We start from the raw sequence: 25,808 nt of genomic DNA, 5'->3' as shown, positions 1-25,808 counted from the left end.
ACCTTACCGGCAAAACACATGAAGGGGACCTGCTCACAGTTACTGAACACATCCCCGATAAGGCTTGTTGCTGTTGTAAGCCTTACATATATTGACAACGCTAAAATTGAATAACCACTAACACGATTAATGCCGAAGATACAACGGCTAAAAAAAGATATATGTTTTGCCTGCGTTTGGCCCCTATAATATCGGGTATTTTGCCTGTGCCATTAAGGCGTTTAAATTTGCGCATATATACGCGTGAAAGGTATATAAAAATAAGGGGTAAGCCGTAAAGCAAATACTCTAACGTTTTCATATGCTATTATTTTAGGTAAAACAATGGATTAAAGCCGGCTGGTATACTTTGCCACTTTCATATTACAATTTTATGAAGTGGTAAAGAGGCACACAATACAAAGCGGTTGGTATTTTTTGAGTGGTATATAAACCGTAATTTTATCCCAATAATTAATAACTTGGTTTAACGCATTACCAAAACAAACCGGAAAGGTTGTGTTATTGATAAAAAGGCTATCTTTAATATAGGTTAGCGTGTGCTATATAAGTACCATAAAACGTGATAATACCTACCCTTACATAAGAAATAAAAAGTTAATGGAAACATTATACATGCTAAAAAAAACCGGGGATACTTACGGCCGTAGCAGGATGCTAAGGACCGCTGTGTTTACGGTATTTATTGTAGCAGGTTGTTTAAACAGGGCCATTGCACAACACAGCTCCTTTTCTGATTGGAATGTTCCGCCGCCAGTATCGCCGGTACCAGCTAACAGCCAGGCCAAGGGAAGTTTCAACAACAAAAACACCACCGCAAAGCTCAATACTTTAACAATTATTGATGTGCCTGTACCGGCATTGCCACAGATACCGGCAATAGAGGTACCGGTTTTAGCTGCTATTGGCACAAGTGCTCCGGCTGCAAACCAGCCCGATATACCGGCACTCTCAGATGGGGGTGATGGGCTGCCGGGTCTTCCGGCTCCCAATACGCCAGATGCACCGTCAATGCCCAAACAACAGCTAACCGATGCTATAGTAGTTCAAAATACAGAATTGCCCGTACTGCAAGCGCCGGAAATGCCACCATCGCCAAAGGAGCCTGTTCCGCTGGTAAATGGAGTTATAATTAAAAGCATTATCCCGTTGATGCCCGCGGTGATTTGTGCGCCTGAGTTTTCATTGCCCCAAAGCAGCGGTCTTGATCTTTGGTCTATCCCGGCCTTGCCGCAAAGTGAAAATCCGCGGCTGATTAAGCAGGGAGCAGCCCAATTTGTAAAGCCTGATAATAAGGGGGCTGCAAATAAAAACCATAACAAGGCAAAAACTAAATAAACCGGCTTTTTAAATGAGCTTTAATAATAGTAGTGTCGCTGCTTACCCCCAGGGCATTATAACCAATAATATAAAAATGAATACCGCCCCCAACCGGTTTAAATATATGTTAATGGTGCTGCTAACCTTCATAAGCAGCCTGGCATTTGCGCAAGCTGTATTTAAAAAAGGAGATGAATTTCAAAGGCAGGTGTTAACCAGGTCAAATTGTGTATTGCAGCGCGGTAGCCAAACATTACATGTTAGTTCATTTTCAACTCTAATTAAAACCTACAAGGTAACCGACGTTACAGACAAAGGAGCTTATGTTGTTATTACCACAGATAAGCTTGTGGATACTGTGAATGCCATGGATCAAAACCTGGTATACAATTCGGCCAAACCTGCAGATCCTAATTCGTTTATACAGGTTGGTTTGCAAAAAATGATAAATAACCAGGCTGTTGTATCTGTAAACAAAAAGGGCGAAGTGCTAAGCATAAGGCGACCATCAACCGTAAATGATACCTTGTTGTCATTCACCGGTATTCAGCCAGAGAATTTAACGCCGGGCACAACTTTGCAGTTTATGGTAAATTTTTCGGTAAATCCGTCAATGAAAAAGGGTTACGCCTGGACCAATACCGCCAACTCATCAGAAACCGTTTATACCGTTTACGCGGTAAACGCGCTTACCACCACCCTTACCTACAAAACATCTGTTTTGGGCGATAATCTAAACAGCCGCATTAACGGATCGATATTAATTAATAACAATACCGGCGTTATTTTAAAGCGGAGTTCGCAAAGTGTATCAACCGGTTACGAAATGGTAAACGGAATTGTGTACACCGCTACCCGCAGAACGGCCACTGTAGAAGTAAATATCAAAAAATAACACACTTAATCTTGTAGCTTTGTTGCGGTTCTGTTGCGATTTGTAAAATATGGCAATTTATAACTTATTGATTTTTAACGATGTGTTGTAAGTATTGTTCCACACCTGTTGCGAACGCAACAACTTATAAGTCAGTAACAGGAATATACAAATAGCCGCTTAAACGGGCCGGGTAAACATTATATGCAAACTTTAATACAATTAAAGCGGGGCGAGCTTAAAGGGGCTGTTTCACTAACACTATCTGAGGGGCTTGAACATTTTCCGGAAGAGATCTTTGAACTATCAGATACTTTAGAAAGGCTTGATCTTTCATCCAATAAACTAACCGCGTTACCCATAGATTTTGGTCGGCTAAAAAATTTAAAGGTTTTTTTCTGTTCCGAAAACCTGTTTACCGCTTTACCCGAAGTATTGGCCGATTGCCCATTGCTTGATACCGTTGGCTTTAAATCAAACAGGATAGAAACCGTTCCCGGGAGGGCAATTAATCTCAATTTACGCTGGCTCATTCTTACCAATAACAAAATAAGCGTATTACCGCCCGAGATTGGGAGGTGCTCAAGAATGCAAAAGCTGATGCTTGCGGGCAATCAACTAACCGAATTGCCCGATGAATTAAAAAACTGCCAGGGCCTTTCTCTTTTACGGGTCTCCGCGAATCGGCTTACGGCTTTACCGGGATGGCTTTTAACTATGCCTAAACTTGCATGGCTGGCAATCTCCGGGAATCGGTTCAATATTAAACCCGATGTGCTGCCACCGGCCTTTATTGATTGGGCCAATTTGGAAATTAAACAACTATTAGGCGAAGGAGCCTCGGGGATGATCTATAAAGCTGCTACAAATGCCGGCGGTAAAGAAGTAGCAGTTAAAGTGTTTAAGGGAGCTGTAACCAGCGATGGTTTCCCCGAAGATGAAATGAATGCCTATATAGCCGCGGGCCACCATCCCGGCCTGGCAAAATTGATTGGGCAGATCAAAGGCAACCCCGAAGGTAAAACCGGATTGGTTATGGAACTAATACCTCCCCGCTTTTTTAACCTGGGTATGCCGCCCAGCCTGGCGAGCTGTACAAGGGATGTATTTAAAGAGGGCTTTAATCTTTCGTTAAACCAGGTATTGAAAATAGCGACTACTATAGCTTCATTAGCCGCCCAGCTGCACAGGCACGGTATTATGCACGGCGATTTGTACGCGCACAATACCTTAATAGACGAAGCCGGAAATACACTATTCAGCGATTTTGGCGCGGCATCTTTTTATGATATAACCGACGAACAACCGGCCCGTGCTTTTGAACGAATAGAAGTGAGCGCCTATGGTTACCTGTTGGATGACCTGCTTTTTTTATGCAACGAAAAAGGAAATGAAAGCATTTTGAAGAAGATAACGGAACTTAAAAACGAATGCTTAGCGCCAGCCATATCATCCCGACCGGGCTTTGAATATTTAACAGCGGAGTTAGGGCGCTTGCTGGAATTAAACTAACCGGTAGTAAACTATACCCCTGTTGTTTTTTGAGCCTTTGCGGGCGGGGTTTTAGGTTTAATAGGGTTTAATCGCTCGGCCTTTGCCGTTACCCTGCCAACAGGCCCGAAAGGCTTATTGGCTTGTTTAATATAATCCATAGCCTGCTGAAAGGTTGGCACCCATAGTTCGTTTTTGTTTTTGCTGATGTAATCCAGCATTTCCTGATGCGCTTTGGCCGATATGGTGATATAATCGCCGCCAATGCCATGAATCATCAGCACGCCCATTCCGCCGGCTTGTTGAACCTTTTTTACAAACGCGATGAGTTGCGCCCCGGTTGTATTATCCTCCACCCCAAAAGAAGGAACCAGCATAGGATCAAGGCGCTTAAAGTCGGTTATAAAATCGCTGGCATCGCCGCCGCCGCGGGCATATTTTATCTGGTTGAATTTTCTGAGCGAATCGACATAATCTTTACCGCCGGCGGTTGTTTCGGTGCAGGGGTAGGCGTAGGTGCGGTTTGTTTTGCCGTCAACGGCGTATAAAAAGTGGTTCATTACCTCAATCTCCCTAATCATGCTGTAGGGTGTATAATTTTCAGAGTGAACCGGGTTATCATCTGTACTTAAACAAGGATGAAAAATGGTATGGTTGGCCAGTTCAAAACCCCGTTTGCCAAGTTTGCGCCAGCGTGGAATAGTTGCCGGATCAATATCGCCCGTTAAAAAGAAAGTAGCTTTTAAATGTGCGGCCTCCAATTGGGGCACGGCCACATTTAGTTGCGAAACCAAAGCATCGTCATAAGTAAGCACAATGGCAGCTTTTTTATGCTGAGGCCATTTTATGCTTTCCTGGGCATGCCCGGCAAGGGCCGTTAATAAAATTAATAAGGTGGGTATTGTTTTCACGGTAAATTGTTAAAAAATGCCGAAATAGATAGTATATCAAATTTGGTGAATTTTACGGTCACAACAAATGAACATCAACCCTTTAATTATGTTCGGAATAAAATTTACCGGCATATGGCTATTCACCTTTAACCAGTATAATATGATTCCGTATTAAATATTTTGAATATTTAATAATAAATGCCATCTTTATTGCTCAATTACCTATAAACCAAATTGAAAAGAATTATTGCCTTGCTTTTACTGAACGTTCACCTGCTCAATATTGGCGGGCACCTGGCATTGCATCAATATTTGGTTTACAAAACAGATAAGTTTTATAACCAGCAAATAAGCAAAGGTTTATATAATGTTAAAGATTTAACCGAAATATCAATACCGGTTAATATGCCCAACATTCATGACTGGGCCCGGTTTGAAAACATAGCCGGGAAAATTCAATTTGGAAGCACCAGCTACAATTATGTAAAAATGAGGCTTACGCGTACGGCGCTTCACCTGATGTGTATACCTAATTACGATACCACCAAGCCTGTGGATAATAACGTGTTAGATGCCAAGGGAGTTAAAGATATTCCCGTACCACAAAAAGACCATGTGCCTTTTGGCAAAATAGTTTTACTGGATAACCTGAGTTTATCATTTGTTCAGTTTGAGTTTTATTGCCCAATAAAGAAATTAACTGAAAGGTTTATACAACCCATTCAGCCGCTGGTTCATTATCACCAGGATATACCAGAGCAACCACCCAAGCGTTTCTGCTAATTCTTCTTTCTCTTTAATCCGTTAAGAATAACCTGTTGTTGCAACAGGCTTGTTTTTATTATTCAATGTTGGTATTTGTTGCCTGTCATATTTTGATTAGCATGAACCATCTACGGATAGAGTAGCCTTAATTATCTGAATTAATTTATGACAATGAACAGCCAAGGTTCATAAACAGGAATAAGCATCTGTTTACGATTGCCGGTTGCCATAAGTGCCATTAAACTAAATAACCCGCCCGCGGTGTTATCACACAAATTTAATTTCCAATGAAAAATACCATAAAAATAGCCGTTGCAGTAGTGCTTTTCGGAGCGCTGGGCTTTACCATCATAGCATCCAGCAAAACCTCATCGCATGAGGATATGATTCAGTTACTTCAACAAATAAGCCGCCAAAACTATAAAATATCCAACCCGTTTAACCCCGAAGCTAAAATCGCTTTCTGCGATTCCTTACTCCGGTCTGATCCCGGCATGCAAAGCAATTACATTTTGAGCTCAAAGGCAGGATTGCTGTTAAAAAAAGGAAAAGAACAGGAAGCAGTGGGGATTTATGAAGAGCTGATTGACAAAATGGATTACATGTCGACCACGCAAATTCTTCCTGATATAGCCATAGCTTATATGCGCCTGGGCGAACGGAGCAATTGCATGCTTAACCATACAGGATCATCGTGTATTTTCCCTATTAAGGATGATGGCGTACACAAAATTCAGACAGGATCAAGAAAAGCTATTGAAACCTATACATTAATGCTAAAAATGCACCCCGATGACCTGGAATCAAAATGGCTTATCAATATCGCTTATATGACTTTGGGCGAGTATCCCCAAAAAGTACCGAAAGAATTGCTGATTCCCGGTTTAAATGCCGATAGCGTTGCCAGCATAAAGCCCTTTAAAGATATAGCCAAAAGTTTGGGCGTTAACATCAATGGCCGCGCAGGTGGCGTAGCCGTAGATGATTATAATAACGACGGCTACCTGGATATCATTACATCGGGATGGGACCTGAGCGACCCGATGCACTATTTTCAGAATAATAAAGACGGGACCTTTACCGACCGCACCGAACAAAGCGGTTTAAAAGGAATAACCGGGGGGCTAAATATTCAGCAAACAGATTATAATAATGATGGCAATATTGATTTGTTTGTATTGCGCGGCGCCTGGCTTACCAAAGGGTTTGGCAACCAGCCCAGCTCGTTATTACGCAACAATGGCGATGGAACATTTACCGATGTAACCATTCCAAGCGGCCTGCTTTATTTTCAACCTACGCAAACCGCCACCTGGGCCGATTTTAATAATGACGGCTGGCTGGATGTTTTTGTAGGGGCCGAGGCATCTACTCAGTCACTTGATGTAAATGCGCAAACCTGCAAGCTGTTTATCAACAACCATAATGGTACGTTTACAAATGTTACAGAGTCGGCACATTGCAATATTTTATCGTTTGTAAAAGGCGTAACCTCTGCCGATTATAATAATGATGGCTTTGCCGATATATTTATTTCGACTATGACCGGAGAAAAATACCTGCTAAAAAACAAAGGCCTTAAAAATGGCAAGGTAGATTTTGAAGATGTTACCCGCAAGGCCGGTTTGGCAAACAATAAAGAGCGCACATTTACTACTTGGTTTTATGACTATAACAATGATGGCTGGCAGGACATACTAGTAAGCGATTATAATTTTGATCATACATTGGGATATTACAGCGCTGCCGCGGCGGTGGGCAAACCCGTTAAAGATGCCGGTAACGTGTTCCTGTATAAAAACAACCACGATGGTACTTTTACCAATGTAACCAAAGAAGCAGGGTTAGATAAAGTAGTGTACAGCATGGGTGGTAATTTTGGCGATATTGATAACGACGGCTACCTGGATATGTATTTCGGTACAGGAAACCCCGATTTCAGATCGTTGGTACCCAATAAGCTTTTCAAAAATGTTGATGGTAAAAGGTTTGTTGATATTACAAACTCATCGCGTACCGGTAACCTGCAAAAGGGCCATGGCGTGGCCTTTGCCGATTTCAGAAACACCGGCAACCAGGATATATACGCGCAAATGGGCGGCGCTTACATAGGCGATTCATACACCAGCTCATTATACCTTAACCCACGTACCGATAATAACAACTGGATAAGCTTAAAGCTTAATGGTGTAAAAGCCAACAGGGCGGCCATAGGCAGTCATATCAAATTAACCTTTGTAGAAAATGGAGTTCAACGGAGCGTTTATAAAGATGTAAACTCGGGCGGCAGCTTTGGTTCATCGCCTTTGCGCCAGGAAATGGGTATTGGGCAGGCAAAAATTATCGACGATATTGAAATAAAATGGGCCGGAAGCAATACCGTGCAGCATTTTACCAATGTAGCGCCTAACCAGTTCCTGCAAATTACCGAAGGTGCAAGTGAATATAAAGTAACTCACTTAAATAAATTAACCTTTATTGATAAACAGGATATGGCCACATGTATGCCCGCAATGACGGCCCAAACAAAATAGTGGTTGATTTGTAATACTTCTATTACAAACCTTGCAGGTATTTTAAATAATTGAAGTACCTTTAAGGTAAAATCAATAACAACACTAAATCTGATTAAAAAAATGAAGAAACTGCTTTTATTATGCTTCCTGTTTTTGGGAATAACAACAGTAAGCAACGCCCAGATGCATGCAGCCAGCAAGCCCGAAGAAAAGGCTATGGAGTTGCAGAAAAAGTTAAAGTTAACCGATCCGCAATGCAAAAAAATTGCTGCAATCTACACCGCATCATCGGCTAAGTTTGATAAAATTAAAGCAGAAAATAAAGGCGATAACACCAAAATGCTGGTAGCTATTGAGCCGTTGCGCACAAGCACTATTAAACAAATTAAAGGCGTGTTAACACCTGCCCAGGGTGCAAAATACGATGCGCTGGTAAAAGGTGCCAAAGATTCTGGCGGTAACGGTTGGAGCGACGGCTGGAGTGCTCCTAAATAAGCATTGCTAAAGCAAAATCAAAAAGCCCTGTGTTGTAAAACACGGGGCTTTTTGATTTTAAAGGCGTTTGTTTTTGATGTTGATAAACGTTGCTTTGTAACAAACATCAATTAAATCATTTCAGATGCTTGCAGATGTTAAAAAAAGCATAGATTAGCGCATCTAAACGGTTTTAGTTGTGATTAACGATAAGGTAATTGTTGCTAATGCCGTTAAGATATCGCCCTATAAACACCTATGAAACATTTTTTTAGTACCTGTTTTCTGGCAGCGCTTTCTATGGGGGCGCTTGCCCAGGAAAAGTTGGGGGACACTGTAAAAGAAAAAACCGCTTTTCAGACCGCCAGTCCCTGGATGCCCGAAATTGATGTAAGAGCTGATATCGCCATTGTGTACGGCGTAAACGACCGGCCGGGCATGTCCTTTGAGCAACGCGTACAAACCTGGCGCGATCATGGCTATCAAACCAATTTCATGACCGGCATAGCCTGGGGCGATTATAAAGACTACTTTTTAGGTAAATGGGATGGCAAAAACCACCTTGGCGTAGGCCAGGTTACTATGAAAGGCGATACCATTTTTCATGGTAAGGATATGCCCTACGTAGTACCCGATGCCTCGTTTATTGAGTACATGAAAACCGCCGTGGTAAAAAGGGTTATCGACGCCGGCATTACCAATATATTTTTAGAGGAGCCGGAATTTTGGGCACGTGCCGGTTACAGCGCGGGCTTTAAGCAACAATGGCAAACCTTTTACGGCTTTCCCTGGAAACCGCAGGATGCATCGGCCGAGAATACTTACCTATCCAGCAAATTAAAGTATCACTTGTATTTTGATGCCATTAAACAGGTATCATCGTACGCCAAAGCTTATGGTAAAAGTAAGGGCGTCAATATTAAGGTTTTTATTGCTACCCATTCGCTGGTAAATTATTCATCGTGGCAAATTGTTAGTCCGGAGGCCAGTTTGGCTTCATTGCCGGGGATTGATGGTTATATAGCCCAGGTGTGGACGGGTACTTCGCGCGAGCCAACATACTTTAACGGTTTGCAAAAAGAACGCGTATTTGAAAACGCCTACCTGGAGTACGGCTCCATGGTATCTATGACCGCGCCAACCGGCCGTAAAATGTTTTTTTTGACAGATCCTATTGAAGACCGGGAAAAAGACTGGGCCGATTACAAACGCAATTACCAGGCAACCTTTACGGCCAAGTTGTTATACCCAATCGTATCAGATTACGAAGTAATGCCCTGGCCCGAACGTATTTATACCCATCCCTACAAGGTGGCCGGTACAAATGAAAAAACGTTGATTCCACAGTATTACTCTACCCAAATGCAAATTATGGTGAATGCTTTAAACAGCATGCCGCCATCAGTCAATAAAGTAACGGGCGTTAACGGTATTGGGGTGTTAATGAGTAACACATTGATGTTTCAGCGCTTCCCAACGCATAACGGTTATGATGATCCGCAGTTTTCCAATTTTTACGGGCAAACCCTGCCGCTGTTAAAGCGTGGCGTACCGGTACAAACTGTACATATGGAAAACCTACAATACGCGGCATCATTAAAAAACATTAAAGTTTTGGTGATTAGCTATGCCAATATGAAACCGGTATCTGCAGCTATCCATCAGCAGTTAACAGCCTGGGTAAAACAAGGTGGCGTTTTAATTTATTGCGGCCGGGATGATGATCCCTACCAATCGGTAATGGAGTGGTGGGATACCAAGGGGAATAAATTTACCGCCCCATCGCAGCATTTATTTAAATTGCTTGGCATCAACCCAACAAAAACCAACCAACAATTTAAGGTAGGTAAAGGCGCGGTTTATGTAATGCGCCAAAATCCTAAAGAATACGTTTTGCAAACAGGTAAGGATAGCGCGTACATCAGCACTGTAAAACAAGCTTATGAAAAAGACGCCCATGCTGGTGAACTCAGCTTTAAAAATAGCCTTTACCTTGAGCGTGGTCCGTACGATATTATATCTGTATTGGATGAAAACGCCGATAGCAAACCTTACACCGTAAAAGGACCTGTTATTGATCTTTTTGATCCGCAGCTGCCGGTGCTGGCTAATAAGGTTGTTAATCCCGGCGAGCAATCATTATTAATTGATCTGGCGCGCGTGGCAAACAAAAATATACCCCAGGTTTTAACATCGGCATCAAGAATTTACAGTGAAGGGGTAACGCCCAATAGTTACTCGTTTATTGCCAAAAGCCCGGTTAAAACATTAAATAGCGCCAGGGTGCTATTGCCAGTGCAGCCAAAACAAATTGTAGTTACCGATAGCAAGGGACAAGTTATTGCCGATGTTAAAACAACATGGGATACCTCATCAAATACCTTATACCTGGGTTTTGCCAATAGCCCGGATGGCATAAAGGTTAATTTGAATTGGTAAAAGAAACCTTTGAGAAAGGTTGATTACTATGCTCTCGTGCATGAATTTTCATGTGCGGGAGTTTTTATACTTGAAAACAAACAGACGAATCAATATAAATAATGAAAAAACTAATTCAACTGGCTTTGGCGCTTTTACCGCTCGCAGGCGTGGCGCAGCAAAGCACACCTATCAGTAGCCCGGTAGATTTGATCAACCCGCTAATGGGTACCGATTCAAAGCCATCGTTATCAAACGGTAACACTTACCCGGCAATAGCCCTGCCTTGGGGCATGAACTTTTGGACGCCCCAAACCGGTAAAATGGGCGATGGCTGGCAGTATACCTACAGCTCAGACAAAATTCTGGGGTTTAAGCAAACCCACCAGCCTTCGCCGTGGATGAATGATTATGGGATGTTTTCTATATTCCCAGAAACCGGTAAGCTAAAGCTGAATGAAAAAGAACGCGCGAGCTGGTTTTCGCATAAGGCCGAGATTGCCAAACCTTACTACTACAGCGTTTACCTGGCCGATTATGATGTAACAACCGAAATTACCCCAACCGAGCGCGCGGCTAACTTCAAGATCACTTTTCCTAAAAGCGATAGCTCGCACATTGTGATTGATGCTTTTGATAAAGGATCATATGTAAAGATCATCCCCGGCGAACAAAAAATTGTGGGCTACAGCACCAAAAACAGCGGCGCTGTACCGGCTAACTTTAAAGATTACTTTGTTATTTATGTAGATAAACCTTTTGAGCTGGCCTCAACCTGGCACGATTGGAAAAAAGACGGCGCATTGGAATACACCGGCGACCACGGCGGCGCGGTAATCACCTTTAAAACTAAAAACGGCGAGCAGGTTCATTTAAAAGTGGCCTCATCATTCATCAGCATTGAGCAGGCCGAACTGAATTTAAAACGTGAATTGGGTGATGATAAATTTGAAACAACCTGCCAAAAAGCAAAAGATACCTGGAATAAAACCCTGAGCCGTTTAAATGTTGAAGGTGGTACTGTTGATCAAACCAAAACATTTTACTCCAGCTTATATCGCATGTTGTTTTTCCCAAACAAGATGTATGAGGTAGATGCCAAAGGCGAAAAAGTACACTACAGTCCGTTTAATGGCAAAGTAATGCCAGGTTATTTATTTGCCGGTACAGGCTTCTGGGATACCTTCAGGGCGTTGTATCCGTTCCTTAACCTGGTTTACCCATCTATCAACAAAGAGATGCAGGAAGGCTTGATTAACGATTATAAAGAAGGTGGTTGGTTGCCCGAGTGGTCGAGCCCTGGGTATGCCGATTGTATGATTGGTAACAACTCAGCATCGGTAGTATCTGAAGCCTATTTAAAAGGCATGCGTGGTTATGATATCGAAACTTTATACCAGGCCCTGAAACATGGCGCTAATAATGAAGGCCCGAATGCAACAGGCCGTAGAGGCGTGCAATACTATAATACCTTAGGTTATGTGCCATACAACGTAAAGATTAACGAAAACGCCGCCCGTACTTTGGAGTATGCTTATGACGATTTTGCCATTTACCAATTAGGTAAAGCATTAGGTAAACCTAAGGCCGAAATTGAAGTATACAAAAAACGCAGCCAAAACTATCGTAACATTTTCGACCCTGCTACCAAGCTAATGCGTGGTAAAAACCAGGATGGCAGTTTTGAAACGCCCTTCAATCCGTTTAAATGGGGCGATGCCTTTACCGAAGGTAATAGCTGGCACTACAGCTGGGGGGTGTTCCACGATATTCAGGGTTTAATTAACCTGGTGGGTGGTAAACAGCAATTCGCGGCCAAGCTCGATTCTGTATTCAGCATGCCGCCAACATTTGATGACAGCTATTATGGTGGCGTTATTCACGAGATTCGTGAAATGCAGATAGCCAACATGGGCCAGTACGCCCATGGTAACCAGCCTATACAGCATATGATCTATCTATACAATCACGCCGGTCAGCCATGGAAAACCCAGTACTGGGCACGTGAAACCATGAACAAACTTTACAAAGCTACTCCTGATGGTTATTGCGGAGATGAGGATAATGGCCAAACATCGGCCTGGTACATTTTCTCGGCCATGGGCTTTTACCCGGTAACGCCGGCAAGCGACCAGTATGTGTTAGGTGCGCCGTTATTTAAAAAGGTTACCATTAATTTAGAGAATGGTAAAACGATTGTTATTAACGCCCCAAACAACAGCGCCGATAACAAATACGTAAACAGCCTTACCATTGATGGTAAACCATATAGTAATAACTGGCTAAGTCATAAAGGTCTATTAGGCGGTGCCGAACTTAATTTTGATATGCAGGCCACCCCAAATAAAGAGCGTGGAACCAGGGATGCAGATGCTCCGTATTCGATGAGCAACGAAAAATAATTTCAAATATTGTTCTGTTTTTAAGAAGGCTCGCCATTGGCGGGCCTTTTCTGTTTAAACATCTATTTATCAGTTAAATAAAATTGTAAAAATATTGTTTCTTTAAAGTGAAGAAGTATTTATTGTTAAAATAATTAATAATAACTAAACGGGTGTGAGGATTGGTTGGGCTTTTTTAAAAGAAAGACAATCGGGATAGAAGGTTTTGTAGGTGTAAAATAATTTGCTTTAAAAAGGTAGCCTTAATAGGTGGTCAAGTCAATAGATTGTACTAATCACAATAATTGAACTGTTTCTTTTTCTGAAGACGGTTTTTTATGCATTGTATTATAAAACAAACGAGGGAAATACCTCGCGTATTTCCCTCGTTCAAATTAACTTTATTAACTGTCTTATTATTAACTAAATGATTTAGTCATGTGTTAAGAACGAACAAAGGAACAAAATGTTTTAGTATTTATTCAATAAAAAATAATATAATTGCATTTAAATACTTATGTAATGGAGATGTTACATTTATTTATTTGATATTTTATAAATCTCCTGTAGGTTTATCGTTTTAAGTTTTTAACTATTAACTAACTCATTTATTTATGAAAAAAAGTCTACTAATGACTTTGTGCATTTTGTGGTTAGCTGCTTCACAGCTATTTGCGCAAAACCATACCGTAACCGGAAAGGTTACGGCCAGGGAAGATGGCCTGCCGATACCAGGTGTATCGGTGAGGATTAACGGAACTACCACTGGTACCCAAACCGATTCTAACGGAAGGTTCTCCTTATCGGTACCACAAAGTTCCTCATTAACAATCAGTTTTATTGGTTACGTTACCCAAACTTTGCCAGCCAATGGCCCTACACTAAATGTTGTTTTGGTGGCTTCAAGTCAGCAATTGGGTGAAGTTGTAGTAACCGGTGCTCTTGGTTTGAACAGAACACGCAATCAACAAGCTTACGCGGCGCAGCAAGTTAGCGGCGACGAGGTAAGCAAACAGCGTGGCAGTAACTTTGTAAGCGGTTTATCAGGTAAAGTGGCAGGTTTGGAAATCAGGCAGAATAACGCGCTTGGTGGATCAACCAACGTAGTTTTACGTGGTACAAAATCAATACTTGGTAACAACCAGGCCTTATTTGTTGTTGATGGTGTACCTTACAACAACGGAGGCTCTGGCGGTGGTAACCAGGGTAACAGTAACTCAAGCTCTGTAGCATCGGGTACTGGTGGTTATGATTACGGTTCACCTGCATCAGATATCAACCCTGATGATATTCAATCTGTTACTGTGCTTAAAGGTGCTGCTGCAACCGCTTTATACGGTTCAATTGGTGCTAACGGTGTAATTTTAATCACTACCAAAAAAGTTGCAAAAGGTTTAGGTATTACTTTTAACACCAGCTACGGTTACGGTGCTGTTGATAAATCAACCTTGCCAACTTACCAAAAACAATATGGTGGTGGTTACGGACAGTATTACGAAGACCCAAGCGGTTATTTCTTATACAGAGACATTAATGGCGATGGTGTTAAAGACTTAGTTGATCCTTTAACTGAAGATGCTTCTTATGGCCATGCTTTTGATCCTAATTTGAAAGTTTACCAGTGGGATGCTTTCAGCAAATACTCTCCTAACTATGGCAAAGCTACTCCATGGGTTGCTGCGGCAAATGATCCTACAACATTTTTTACTCACCCTGTTTCTAACAACCAGAGTTTGTTTATTACCAATGGTGGCGATAATGGAACTTTCAAGTTGGGGTATACCCGTAATAACCAAACCGGTTTTATGCCAAACAGTAATGAGTTAAAAAACAACCTTGATTTCTCAAGCACTTATAACATTACTAATAAATTAACAGCTGCTGCAAGCATCGCGTACACCCGTACAGATGGTAAAGGCCGTTATGGAAGCGGTTATCAATCAGATAACATTTTAAACTCTTTCAGGCAGTGGTACCAGGTTAATAATGATGTCCAAGAGCTAAAAGATCAATACTTTGCTTCAGGAGGTAAAAACATTACCTGGAACTGGGCAAGCCCAACAAACTTAGTTCCTATTTACTGGGATAACCCTTATTTTATTCGTTATCAAAACTACGAGACTGATACTCGTAATCGTTATTTTGGTAATGCAAGCTTAAATTACAAAGCAACAAGCTGGTTAAATTTATTAGGCCGTGTTACGGTTGATAACTGGAGCCAAATTCAGGAAGAACGTCGTCAGGTAGGTTCAGTAGGTGTACCTTCTTATACCCGCAGAAACCTGAGCTTTAATGAAACCAACTTTGATTTCCTTGCTACAACAGATAATAACATAACTAAAGACCTTAATTTTAAAGGGTTATTAGGTGTTAACATCAGGAAAAATACTTACCAGTCAATTGCTGCTACTACAAACGGTGGTTTAATTGTTCCTGGTATTTTCAGTTTATCAAACTCTGTAAATACACCTAATGCGCCAACTGAATCATATGTTCCGTTTGAAACAGATGGTATATTTGCCGGTGCTACATTTACCTGGAAAAAAATGTTGGTATTGGATGGAACTTTAAGGCGTGATGCTTCATCGGCTTTACCATCATACAGCAATAAGTATTACTACCCATCTGTTAATTTGGGTTTTACCTTCTCAGAATTGCTTAAGGAATACAGCTGGTTGTCTTACGGTAAAGTAAGAGCTAACTACGCCGAAGTAGGCAACGGTGGCACGCCACAAAGCACAAATAATTATTACACCATTACCACTGCTATCAATGGCAATCCTCAGGCTTACATTGGTACAACTCAAAACAATGCTACTTTAAAACCAGAGCGTACAAAAGCGGCTGAAGCTGGTGTGGAAATGGCGTTTTTTAACAATCGCTTAGGTTTCGATTTCACTTATTACAACAACAAAACAGTTAATCAGCTTATCCCGGTTACATTATCTACCGCAACAGGTTATAATGCAGCGTACATCAACTCTGGTACAATCCGTAACAGAGGTATCGAGCTTTCATTGAACGGTACACCAGTACAAACTCAGGATTTTAGCTGGAAATTGAACGTAAACTTTACCCGTAACAGGAATAAAGTGTTAGATCTTTACACCGATGGTTCTGGTCAGCAAGCTACAAACCTGCAAATTGGGTCATTCCAGGGTGGTGTTTCTCTTAATGCTACTTTAAACCATGCTTATGGCGATATTCGCGGTAATGGCTATGTTGATAAAGATGGTAATGCACTTGCTACTAAAACTGGTCAGCAAGTTGTAGGTACTGATGGTTATTATGTATTATCATCAAGCAACAACGTTGTTTTAGGTAATGTTAACCCAGATTGGACTGGCGGTATCAATAGCTCATTCAGGTACAAAGCGTTTACCTTAAGCTTCCTTGTTGATATCAAAAAAGGTGGTAGCGTATTTTCTTTAGATACTTATTACGGTATGGATACTGGCTTGTATCCTGAAACTGCCGGAAAAAATGATCTTGGTAACCCATCAAGAAACGCTTTAAGCGCTGGCGGTGGTGTAATTTTACCGGGTGTTACAAGCACAGGTGCTACAAATACAGTTAGAGCAGATAATACAGGTTCTGGCTTATACGGATATGAGCATAACCCGGCTGCCGGTTTCGTTTATGACGCCGGTTATGTGAAACTACGTGAGGCTGCGCTTGCTTATTCATTCCCACAAAGCGTTCTTTCAAAACTTGGTGCTATTAAAGGTATCGACTTAGGTGTAAGCGGTCGTAACTTATGGATCATCCATAAAAACACCCCTTATACAGATCCAGAAGAAGGATTAAGCTCAGGTAACCTACAAGGTTATCAAAGCGGTGCTTTCCCAACTGCGAGAATGTTTAACCTTAATTTAAAAGTAAGATTCTAACGATTATGAAAAAATATTTTTTAGCCGCATTGCTTCCTATACTTACGTTGGGGGCATGCCATAAAGACCTGGCTTCGTTGAATACGAACCCGAAGCTTTTCCCTACGGTACCTACCGCTGCGTTATTTACACAGGCAGAAAGAGTGCTTACCAATACTGTTACCACTTCAAGTGTAAATACAAACATTTACAGATTGATAGAACAGCAATGGCAGGAAACCACCTATACAGATGAAAGTAACTACATCATTAACACCCGTAATATTAACGGAGCTGAATGGAATGCTCTTTATCGCGACGTTTTAAACAACTTAAGGCTGGCAAAAACGATTGTGCCAACCGACGTTGCAATTACTGGCGCCGATGTTCAAAAAAATGATATCGCCATATTAGATATTTTGCAGGTGTATTCATTTTATTACCTGGTGACTACTTTTGGAGATTGCCCTTATACACAGGCATTTGATGCTAAGAATAACTTTCCTAAATATGACGATGCTGCAACTATTTACAAAGATTTGCTGGCGCGTTTAGATGCTGATATCGCTGCGTTAAATACCGGCTCAACCAGTTTTGGTGCTGCCGATTTAATTTACAAAGGCGACGTGAGCAAATGGAAAAAGTTTGCCAACTCTTTCAAATTGAAAATGGCGATGACCATTTCTGATTCTGATCCGGCTACTGCTAAAACAACTGCGGCTGCAGCTGTTGCAGGTGGTGTATTTACATCTAATGCAGACAATGCTACTTATGCTTACGCTTCTTCCACTCCTAACACAAACCCTGTTTGGGTGGATATAGTACAAAGCGGGCGTTTTGACTACGTGGCATGTAACACATTTGTTAACTACTTAAATGCACATACTGATGCTCGCGTAGGTAAGTACTTTACTGCACTGGCCGATGGTACTTATAAAGGGAATGATCCGGGAGCTAAATCAAATTATGATAGCTTCTCACACGTTAATCCTACACTAACAGCAACAACATTCCCTGGTTTGTTACTTGATTATGCCGAGATTGCATTTTACCAGGCAGAAGCTGCTGATAAAGGTTACATAACCGGAACCCCGGCTACTTACTATGCTGCCGGTATACAGGCTTCATTCACCTATTGGGGAGCTGGCGATGCGACAGTATATACTGCTGCTCTTCCTTACTCTACAGCTAATTTAGCTTACCAGAAATGGATTGCTGATTACAACAGGGGATGGGATGCATGGATTGAAACCAGGAGGTTAGATATTCCTGCTCTTGTTGCACCAAGTACTGCTACGAGTGCTTTCCCTGTACGTTTCCCTTACCCAATTGCTGAGAGCAACGTAAACGGCGCTAACTATAAAGCGGCTTCTGCTGCTATCGGTGGTGATTTGGTTACAACCAAATTATTCTTCGATAAACACTAATTATAGTTAATTTCATACAAAAAGAGGGAGTTGCCATAATGGTAACTCCCTCTTTTGTTTAAAAACTTATTTTAATTTCTACTGCAATAATCTGCAATTGACGACAAGTCAATAAAATGTATTGCAATAAATAAGCCCGATATTACAACTGCGCCACAAAATCCTTCATCGCCTGCCCTGGATCAGCCTGCTTCATAAATGTTTCGCCAATTAAAAAGCCGTTAAAGCCGGCTAATTTTAAATGCCTGATGGTTTCGGGATCGCTGATGGCGCTTTCGGATATTTTAAGGAACTCTGCGGGGATATGTTTGGCCAGTTGGTATGATGTATCCACAGATACGGTAAAATCGGCCAGGTTGCGGTTATTTACACCGATAGCGTCAAGTTTGGGGTGGATGCTACGCTCCAGTTCTTCCAGATTGTGTACTTCCAGCAGTACGTTAAGGCCAATGCTTTTGGCAAGGGTGGCCATTTTATCAATTTCGGCGGGGGTAAGGATGGCCGCAATGAGCAGGATGATATCGGCACCCAAGGCTTTGGCTTCAATTACCTGGTACTCATCTATCATAAAATCCTTTCGCAAAACGGGGATGGTGTTTACAGAACGTGCCCTTTTTAAATCGGCTTTGCGACCCATAAAAAAATTGCGGTCGGTTAGTACCGATAGGGCAGAAGCGCCCGCGGCGGCGTAGTCGGTAGTGACTTTGCTTACCCTAACTTTATCGTTGATAATACCCTTTGATGGCGATTTGCGCTTAAACTCGGCAATAATGCCGCTGCAGGTTGGATCAAGCAAAAAATCTTTGAATGAATAGGTTTCTCTATGGAAATAATCAGATTCTTCAAGTTCTACGTATGATGTACGTTTTTTAGCGTAAGCTACTTCCTTTTTTTTGTTGGCAACTATTTTATCAAGTATGGTCATGCGACTAAAAGTTGTAAAGAACCGTCATTGCGAGGTACGAAGCAATCTCCAAACGGCACAGGGTGATCCTGCGAAGTTTTTGAAAGCATGTCGTAGATTCCCAGACTTACGAAGTTTTTAAAACTTCGTAAGTCTTTCACCGCAACTACGGATGTATATTTATTATGTTAACGCAAAGTTATCATTATCCGGCAATTACGCCTTTAACCAGTTGCCCATCATTTCTTTACCAAACTCGGTAAGGATAGATTCCGGGTGAAACTGTACACCACGCACGTCATATTCCTTGTGCGATAACGCCATGATGGAATTATCAGCCTCGTCAATGGCGGTAACCTGTAATGTTTCAGGCAGCCCATCATTGCTTACCACCCATGAGTGATAGCGGCCTACCTTAAAGCTTTCGGGTAGGTCTTTAAACAACTGCTCGCTTTTATCGGTGACTTTTATGGGCGTGGCTATGCCATGCATTGGCTGACTAAGGTTATACAAGCTGCCGCCAAAAACTTCGGCAATAGCCTGCTGGCCTAAACACACACCGAAAATACTTTTGGTTGGCGCGTATTTTTCAATTACATCCAATAGCAAACCAGCCTCAGATGGTATGCCCGGGCCCGGCGAAAGGATGATCTTATCAAAAGCGTCCACATCCTCCAGCGAGAATTTATCGTTCCTCCAAACCTCGCATTGCAGGCCAAGCTCATTAACCAAATGCACCAGGTTATAGGTGAAAGAATCGTAATTGTCTATTATTAATATTTTGCTCATTTCTTTAAATTCTAAAAGGGAAAATCCTAAATTCTAATTTTTTAAATCCGAAATCGAAATTCCGAAATCCGATATCACTACAGTTCTTCCGCCAACTCCACAGCTCTTCTCAGCGCTGATATCTTGGTATCCACTTCCCTTAACTCGCTTTCGGCAACCGAGCCGGCTACAATGCCTGCCCCGGCCTGGTAATGCAGGGTGTTGTTTTTGCTGAGGAAGGAGCGGATCATGATGGCGTGATTAAAATCGCCATTAAAGCCCATGAAGCCGATTGCGCCACTGTAAAAGCTGCGTTTGGTTTTCTCGTTTTCGTCAATGATCTCCATCGCCCTGTATTTTGGCGCGCCGCTTAGTGTACCGGCAGGGTAGGTATCGGCCACAATTTTAAAAGAGGAGACGGCAGGTAATAGTTTACCGCTCACGTGCGACACCAAATGGATGAGGTGCGAGTAATATTGCACTTCTTTAAACGCCTTCACTTCAACCTGTTCGCAATGCCTGCTCAGGTCGTTACGGGCAAGATCTACCAGCATCACGTGTTCGGCCGATTCTTTGGGATCGGCTTCAAGAGCCCGGGCTATTTCGGCATCTTTTTCGTCGTCGCCACTGCGTTTAAATGTACCTGCTATAGGGAAAATGCTGGCCACTTTGTTTTTAATGGTGATCTGCGCCTCGGGCGATGAGCCGAAGATCCTGAAATCGCCATAATCAAAGTAGAATAAATATGGCGAAGGGTTAATGGAGCGCAAAGCCCGGTAAACATTAAATTCATCGCCCTGAAAAGCGCGGGAAAATGCCCGTGATGGAACGATCTGGAAAACATCGCCCCGGTAAATATGCTGCTTCATTTTTTCAACAATGGCAATAAACTCTTCGTCTTTTAAGTTCGATTGCTCGGGGCCATTGCTTTTGAAGCTATACTCGGGGAAGTTTTTGTTTTTGATCAGGTACTCTAATTTTTCGATACCGCCGTTGGTTGGTCCGCCTTCTGCCTGGTTATGGAAAATGTATAGCTCATTTTTAAAATGGTCGACCGCTATGATGTACCGGTATATGTGGTACTGCATCACCGGGATCTGGCGGGTTGCGTCGTCGCTATCTTTTAGCTTGATGGTTTCAAAGTGTTCAACAGCCTCGTGGGTGAAATAACCAAACAAGCCATTGGTGATCATTTTTACAGGGAGCGAGTCTGTTTCAAACTTGCCCACAAATTTATTAAGCTCCTCTATCAGCTCAAAGGTCCCGGCTTCGCTGGTTTCCTGGCTGCCATCGGGGTATTGTGTTTTAAGGATGCCGTTGTTGAGCACCAGGCCGGCAATAGGTTCGCAAACAATATAGCTCAAACTGTTTTCGCGGCTGTGGTAGTCCGAGCTTTCCAGCAGCAGCGAGTTGGGGAATACATCGCGCAGGCGCAGGTAAATGCTTACCGGCGTGGTGGTATCGGCCAATAGCTTTTTATAAGTAGTTGTTATTTTAAAGTTGCTCATTTTTATGTTTTCAAAAATTTTATAAATAAAAAAACCCGGCGAATTGGGGTCGCCGGGTTTTCACTTAGGTTTACAATTGATTAGATCATCTATGACTAAAAAACATACCCGGCTGCCAAATTTAATTGGTGCCACCAGATGTTTGTATGTGTGTTTTTAATCATTGAGGTCACAAATTTATAAAGAAAAATGAATTATCAAATTTTTTTGAAACTTTATTTATTGCTAAATCCTATTAGCTACGTGGGATAAGTATAATACCGGCCGAAATAAGTACTAAAGCGATGATATAGAACACAAAAACGGTTTTGTGCTTAGCCTCATCAGTAGCTGCTTTTTTTGATTTGCTGTGGCCAATGGTAATTAAAACCAGCGCGATGATCATAATAACCCAATGTTCAACAGTAAAATAGCGGGTTACTTTATTCTTCATGGTTTCGTTGTTAAACTGTACCAACGGACTTACAAAATACAACACAATACCGATAAGCAATTGTGTATGGGCCGATATCATGGCAAACAAGTTAAGCTTGCGATTGCCGTTGGTGTATAATTTTTTGCCCAGCCAGCCAATTAGCGAACCAATAATGGCTGCCACAATTAGCGCCAGTACAATATACCTGAAACCCGAGTGAAGATGTTGTAAAAAGCTGTAAGCTGTCATGCTATCAAAATTTTTTGCGTGAAGATAAGCAAAACTGACTTTTAAACCCCGGCAAATTAAACATTTGAAAATGTTTTTACATGAATTTGAAAGTAGTTAAGCCCAATAAATAGCTCATTCTCAAATTAATTATTCGCCCCCGGGTTTATAGGTACCGGCAATTAAAAAGGCGATGCCGCTAAAGCCCAAAGCCTCAAAAACGCTGGTCCACTCGTTGGCGGTAGATTCGCTTACTTTTGTTCCGTTGGCGGTATCATCTTTAGGGTTTTTAAGCAACGCCGCGCTGCGTTTCAGGTTATCCTGCTTTTGAGCGGCAACAGCCCGCGGAATATGCAGCGTAATGAGCCATAAAAACAGGGTTATCCCTAATAAATTAGCCGCCAGTTTTACTTTTATTTTAAACATGATAGCCGTACCGGCGGCAATGAGCGCGATGGCGGCAAAATAAGTCCAGAATAAAGGGAAGCCCACCCAGGTGGGTACAAGGGTTGCAACAAAAGAAGGGTATACAAAATGTTCTATCCCGAAAACGATCATGGTAGTTGCAAAAAAATAGGGGCCATAAGGGCGTAGCCTATCGGCAATGGCATCTATGCCGCTCACTTTTTCGGTCGGTAAGGAAGTGGCCACCACCAGCGCCCCGCCGCAAAAAGCCAATAACTTAAAGGCATCACCCCATCCGCCCAGGAAAAGCAGATTGGTTTTGATGTTATAAGGAATTTGGAAAACGATAAGGATCAACAGCATAAAAGCGCCAAGGTAATCGGCCACAATGTGTGAGTTGATGCCAAAAATGATGGCTACAGATACCAGGATGAGCATAATGCCCGCTACGCACATGCAAAACGTGCTTTGCCCAATAAACGCCGGTTCTGGCGGCATAATCACAGGCCGGAAACCAGTGCAGATGAATTGTAAAATCGCGATTGAAACTAACGACACGGCAAAAAACAAACGCCACACTTTGTTATAGGTTTCCATAAAGATTAGGGATAATGGTTATTGGATTTATATGCAATTTACAAATTCAGTTTAAATTATTCTAATCAACGAAAATATTGTGTATAAGGACTTTATAAACTCCCGTTCAGTTTGTTCAGAAAAAAAGTATTGGTAGCGCCATTTGTTAACGCTTTGAAAATCAATACATCGATCTGTAAAACTCTTTAACCATGCTGGCCGGACTTGGAGATAAATTTATTGCCGATGAAACCGCTATGCCATAAATGCCGGTTTTGAGCAGCTGCTCAACATCTTTTAGCTGTATGCCGCCTACCGCGATGACAGGTATATCAATAGGCGCTTTTTCTAATTCGCGGTAGCCATTAAAGCCTAATAAAGGAAAGTCATTTGGTTTGGTATCGGTGTGCGCAAACGGGCCGTAACCGCAATAGTCAACAACGCCGGTATTTTGTAGTTTTAATAGGCCCGTCAAATTTGTGGCAGATACGCCAAGCGTTTTATCCTCGCCAATAAAATTACGGATGGCGGCAAAATCGGCATCAAGATCTTCAATATGTACGCCCTGTACATCAACCTTATGAATAAGGTGATAGTGATTGGTAACGATGAGGGTAGCGCCCCAGTCGTCACAAATGCCGGCAATTTGGCTGATCTCGGCTATTAGTTCATCATCGGGCTTAGTAAGGCATCGGTATTGCACCCAGTTGGCCCCGGCGCTGCAGGCTGTTTCAACCTGTTCAATATGAGTGCGATCTGGAAGATCCTGCGTGAGGTAGTGAAACCGGGAGATATATTTTTTCATGATTTTAGTCCGGAAGTCAGTAAAGACCGGAAGTCCGAAAGATAATAAAAACTACAATCTTTCGGACTTTCCGACTTCCGGACTTTCTCACTACTTTATAACCTCGCTGATCACTTTACCCACATTACCATCAGGTGCCTGGATGTGTAACAGGGCCGCTATGGTGGCGCTAATATCTGTCATATGCGTTTGGCGATTAAGACTGCCGTGTTTAACTCCCCAGCCCATAAATACCAGTGGGATGTGGCTGTCATACGGTGCCCAGGTACCATGTGTGGTGCCTGTTGACGCGCGGTCGTTAGTACCATGGCCGGTGAAGTAACCTGGTTTTAAAATAATTTGGATTACACCACTATGCTCGGCGTTGTAACCGTTAATGACCATGCTGCGCAAGTCATCAGGAATATTGGCTGTTTGAATTTTTTGCAGATCGATAGCATAGGCAACCTGGCTTTGATTTTGCAGGTAAGCAATGCATTCGGCCTTAATAGCATCTTCGCTGATGCCCGCTTTTTTAATAGCGGCATTATTAAGGTTTACCTGGTAGTTATCCATGCTGATTACTAAATGATCTACCTTGAACTTATCATTCAGCATGGTGTTCAGCTCTTTTTGGGTACCGCCATCATCCCAGGTACCTGCCGGGATGTTGTGATCCTTCAGGAAAGTTGGGTTGTGGGCAGCGCCATGATCGGCAGATAAAAATACAGTGTAGTTGCCTTTGCCAACAGTAGCATCGAGATAGTTGAGAAAGGCGGCAATGTCGCGGTCGAGCCTTAAATAAGTATCCTCAACCTCTACAGAGTTTGGTCCAAATTGGTGACCGATATAATCGGTTGATGACAGGCTTACCGCTAAAAAATCGGTAACGGTATTTTTGCCTAATTGTTCACTTTCTACGGCGGCTTTGGCCAAGTCAAGCGTCATGGAGTTGCCGTACGGTGTTGAGCGGATTAATCCCATTTTGCCTTTATACAATTCTGATGTTTTGATGGGGAAGGTTGGCGCTTCCATACCGGCAAATTTACCCTCATACCTTGGGCTGTTATCCGGTGCGCTTTGCAGGTAAGTGTTTATTGGGTAAAGTGTATTCCAATCCTGTTTCAGATATTTTTCTGGAATCTTTTGATCGTTGAATTTTTTAACCCATGCAGGTAAATCGTTCATGTAATAAGTGCTGGTGATCCAGTTACCGCTGGCATCATCAAACCAGTAGGCCGCGTTTGCTGTATGACCGGCGGGTAAAATTCCGCCGCGGTCTTTCAAGGCGATGCCGATCACTTTTGAACGGAAGTTAGTGGCCAGTTTTAGTTCATCAGTAACCGTAGTAACCTGCAAATTGCGTGGCGACATCTGGCCGGCTTTTGAAGTACTGCCCACCGCGGTTACCGTGCTATCATCTGTACAATAAATAGATTTGCCGGTAGCCTGGATGATAAAATCGTTTCCAACAATGCCATGAAGGGCAGGGATAGAGCCGGTATAGATACAAGTATGCCCGGCGGCGGTTACAGTGGGGATGTAATCAATATTGGTATTATCGCAGGTAAAACCTTCGTTGAGCATGCGTTTAAAACCGCCGCTTTGGTAACGGTCATAATAACGGTACAGGTAATCCCAGCGCATTTGATCAACCACCAAACCAACCACCAATTTGGGGCGGGGCACAGAAGACGAGGCAGCCGGGGCAACAGTTTTTTTATTTTGTGCCGATACCGATATGGTTACCAATGATAAGGAAACAAGCAGCAGATATTTAAACTTCATTTTA

19 protein-coding genes are annotated in these 25,808 nt (G+C 42.3%); 10 read left to right on the top strand and 9 right to left on the bottom strand.

Features of this window, described 5'->3' with window-relative positions; all coding sequences use genetic code 11:
* Positions 1 to 100: 100 nt before the first annotated feature.
* Positions 101 to 301: a hypothetical protein gene (locus QWZ17_RS15915; RefSeq protein WP_290306251.1), complete on the bottom strand. Its 201-nt coding sequence runs from the start codon at positions 299 to 301 to the stop codon at positions 101 to 103.
* Between the two features lie 299 nt (positions 302 to 600).
* Between QWZ17_RS15915 and QWZ17_RS15910 the strand changes: the two genes are divergently transcribed.
* From QWZ17_RS15910 to QWZ17_RS15900, 3 genes are all read left to right on the top strand, one after another.
* Entirely contained in the window at positions 601 to 1,338 is a 738-nt protein-coding gene (locus tag QWZ17_RS15910) for a hypothetical protein (protein WP_290306250.1), read from the top strand.
* Positions 1,339 to 1,351: 13 nt separating this feature from the next.
* Positions 1,352 to 2,215, top strand: a complete 864-nt coding sequence (locus QWZ17_RS15905; RefSeq protein WP_290306249.1) for a hypothetical protein — start codon at positions 1,352 to 1,354, stop codon at positions 2,213 to 2,215.
* A gap of 183 nt (positions 2,216 to 2,398) precedes the next feature.
* Positions 2,399 to 3,706 carry a protein kinase domain-containing protein gene (locus QWZ17_RS15900; protein WP_290306248.1) on the top strand — a complete coding sequence of 436 codons (1,308 nt, stop codon included), beginning with the start codon at positions 2,399 to 2,401 and terminating at the stop codon, positions 3,704 to 3,706.
* A gap of 11 nt (positions 3,707 to 3,717) precedes the next feature.
* On the opposite strand, the gene QWZ17_RS15895 is transcribed toward QWZ17_RS15900, so the two are convergent.
* The gene (locus tag QWZ17_RS15895) at positions 3,718 to 4,596 is read right to left on the bottom strand and encodes a polysaccharide deacetylase family protein (RefSeq protein WP_290306247.1); all 879 of its coding nucleotides are present in this window, start codon (positions 4,594 to 4,596) and stop codon (positions 3,718 to 3,720) included.
* A gap of 216 nt (positions 4,597 to 4,812) precedes the next feature.
* On the opposite strand from QWZ17_RS15895, the gene QWZ17_RS15890 reads away from it, so the two are divergent.
* From QWZ17_RS15890 to QWZ17_RS15860, 7 genes are all read left to right on the top strand, one after another.
* Positions 4,813 to 5,361 (top strand): hypothetical protein, encoded by a 549-nt coding sequence (locus QWZ17_RS15890; RefSeq protein WP_290306246.1) that lies wholly within the window; start codon positions 4,813 to 4,815, stop codon positions 5,359 to 5,361.
* Between the two features lie 269 nt (positions 5,362 to 5,630).
* Positions 5,631 to 7,877, top strand: a complete 2,247-nt coding sequence (locus QWZ17_RS15885; RefSeq protein WP_290306245.1) for a CRTAC1 family protein — start codon at positions 5,631 to 5,633, stop codon at positions 7,875 to 7,877.
* 102 nt (positions 7,878 to 7,979) lie between these two features.
* Positions 7,980 to 8,354, top strand: coding sequence for a hypothetical protein (locus tag QWZ17_RS15880; RefSeq protein ID WP_290306244.1), 375 nt, complete (start codon positions 7,980 to 7,982; stop codon positions 8,352 to 8,354).
* 237 nt (positions 8,355 to 8,591) lie between these two features.
* The gene (locus QWZ17_RS15875; RefSeq protein WP_290306243.1) at positions 8,592 to 10,772 is read left to right on the top strand and encodes a hypothetical protein; all 2,181 of its coding nucleotides are present in this window, start codon (positions 8,592 to 8,594) and stop codon (positions 10,770 to 10,772) included.
* 101 nt (positions 10,773 to 10,873) lie between these two features.
* A complete protein-coding gene (locus tag QWZ17_RS15870; protein ID WP_290306242.1) occupies positions 10,874 to 13,153 on the top strand; it encodes a GH92 family glycosyl hydrolase in 2,280 nt (759 codons plus the stop codon).
* A 593-nt stretch (positions 13,154 to 13,746) separates the two neighbouring features.
* On the top strand, positions 13,747 to 17,022 hold the full coding sequence (locus QWZ17_RS15865; protein WP_290306241.1) for a SusC/RagA family TonB-linked outer membrane protein: 3,276 nt from the start codon (positions 13,747 to 13,749) through the stop codon (positions 17,020 to 17,022).
* 5 nt (positions 17,023 to 17,027) lie between these two features.
* Positions 17,028 to 18,428 (top strand): SusD/RagB family nutrient-binding outer membrane lipoprotein, encoded by a 1,401-nt coding sequence (locus QWZ17_RS15860; protein WP_290306240.1) that lies wholly within the window; start codon positions 17,028 to 17,030, stop codon positions 18,426 to 18,428.
* Between the two features lie 142 nt (positions 18,429 to 18,570).
* Here QWZ17_RS15860 and trpC read toward each other — a convergent pair whose 3' ends face one another.
* From trpC to pafA, 7 genes are all read right to left on the bottom strand, one after another.
* Positions 18,571 to 19,353, bottom strand: coding sequence for an indole-3-glycerol phosphate synthase TrpC (gene trpC, locus QWZ17_RS15855; RefSeq protein WP_290306239.1), 783 nt, complete (start codon positions 19,351 to 19,353; stop codon positions 18,571 to 18,573).
* Between the two features lie 195 nt (positions 19,354 to 19,548).
* Positions 19,549 to 20,121, bottom strand: coding sequence for an anthranilate synthase component II (locus QWZ17_RS15850; RefSeq protein WP_290306238.1), 573 nt, complete (start codon positions 20,119 to 20,121; stop codon positions 19,549 to 19,551).
* Positions 20,122 to 20,198: 77 nt separating this feature from the next.
* A complete protein-coding gene (locus QWZ17_RS15845; RefSeq protein WP_290306237.1) occupies positions 20,199 to 21,608 on the bottom strand; it encodes an anthranilate synthase component I family protein in 1,410 nt (469 codons plus the stop codon).
* A gap of 235 nt (positions 21,609 to 21,843) precedes the next feature.
* Positions 21,844 to 22,272 carry a cytochrome B gene (locus QWZ17_RS15840; RefSeq protein ID WP_290306236.1) on the bottom strand — a complete coding sequence of 143 codons (429 nt, stop codon included), beginning with the start codon at positions 22,270 to 22,272 and terminating at the stop codon, positions 21,844 to 21,846.
* Positions 22,273 to 22,401: 129 nt separating this feature from the next.
* Positions 22,402 to 23,253 (bottom strand): DoxX-related protein, encoded by an 852-nt coding sequence (locus tag QWZ17_RS15835; RefSeq protein ID WP_290306235.1) that lies wholly within the window; start codon positions 23,251 to 23,253, stop codon positions 22,402 to 22,404.
* A gap of 160 nt (positions 23,254 to 23,413) precedes the next feature.
* On the bottom strand, positions 23,414 to 24,037 hold the full coding sequence (locus QWZ17_RS15830; protein ID WP_290306234.1) for a thiamine phosphate synthase: 624 nt from the start codon (positions 24,035 to 24,037) through the stop codon (positions 23,414 to 23,416).
* A gap of 90 nt (positions 24,038 to 24,127) precedes the next feature.
* A complete protein-coding gene (gene pafA, locus QWZ17_RS15825) occupies positions 24,128 to 25,804 on the bottom strand; it encodes an alkaline phosphatase PafA (RefSeq protein ID WP_290306233.1) in 1,677 nt (558 codons plus the stop codon).
* Positions 25,805 to 25,808 lie beyond the last annotated feature (4 nt).

It is taken from the genome of Mucilaginibacter flavus (assembly GCF_030409315.1).
Lineage (GTDB): Bacteria > Bacteroidota > Bacteroidia > Sphingobacteriales > Sphingobacteriaceae > Mucilaginibacter > Mucilaginibacter flavus.
Note: the sequence above shows the minus strand (reverse complement) of the source record. Positions and strands in the feature narration are given on the sequence as shown.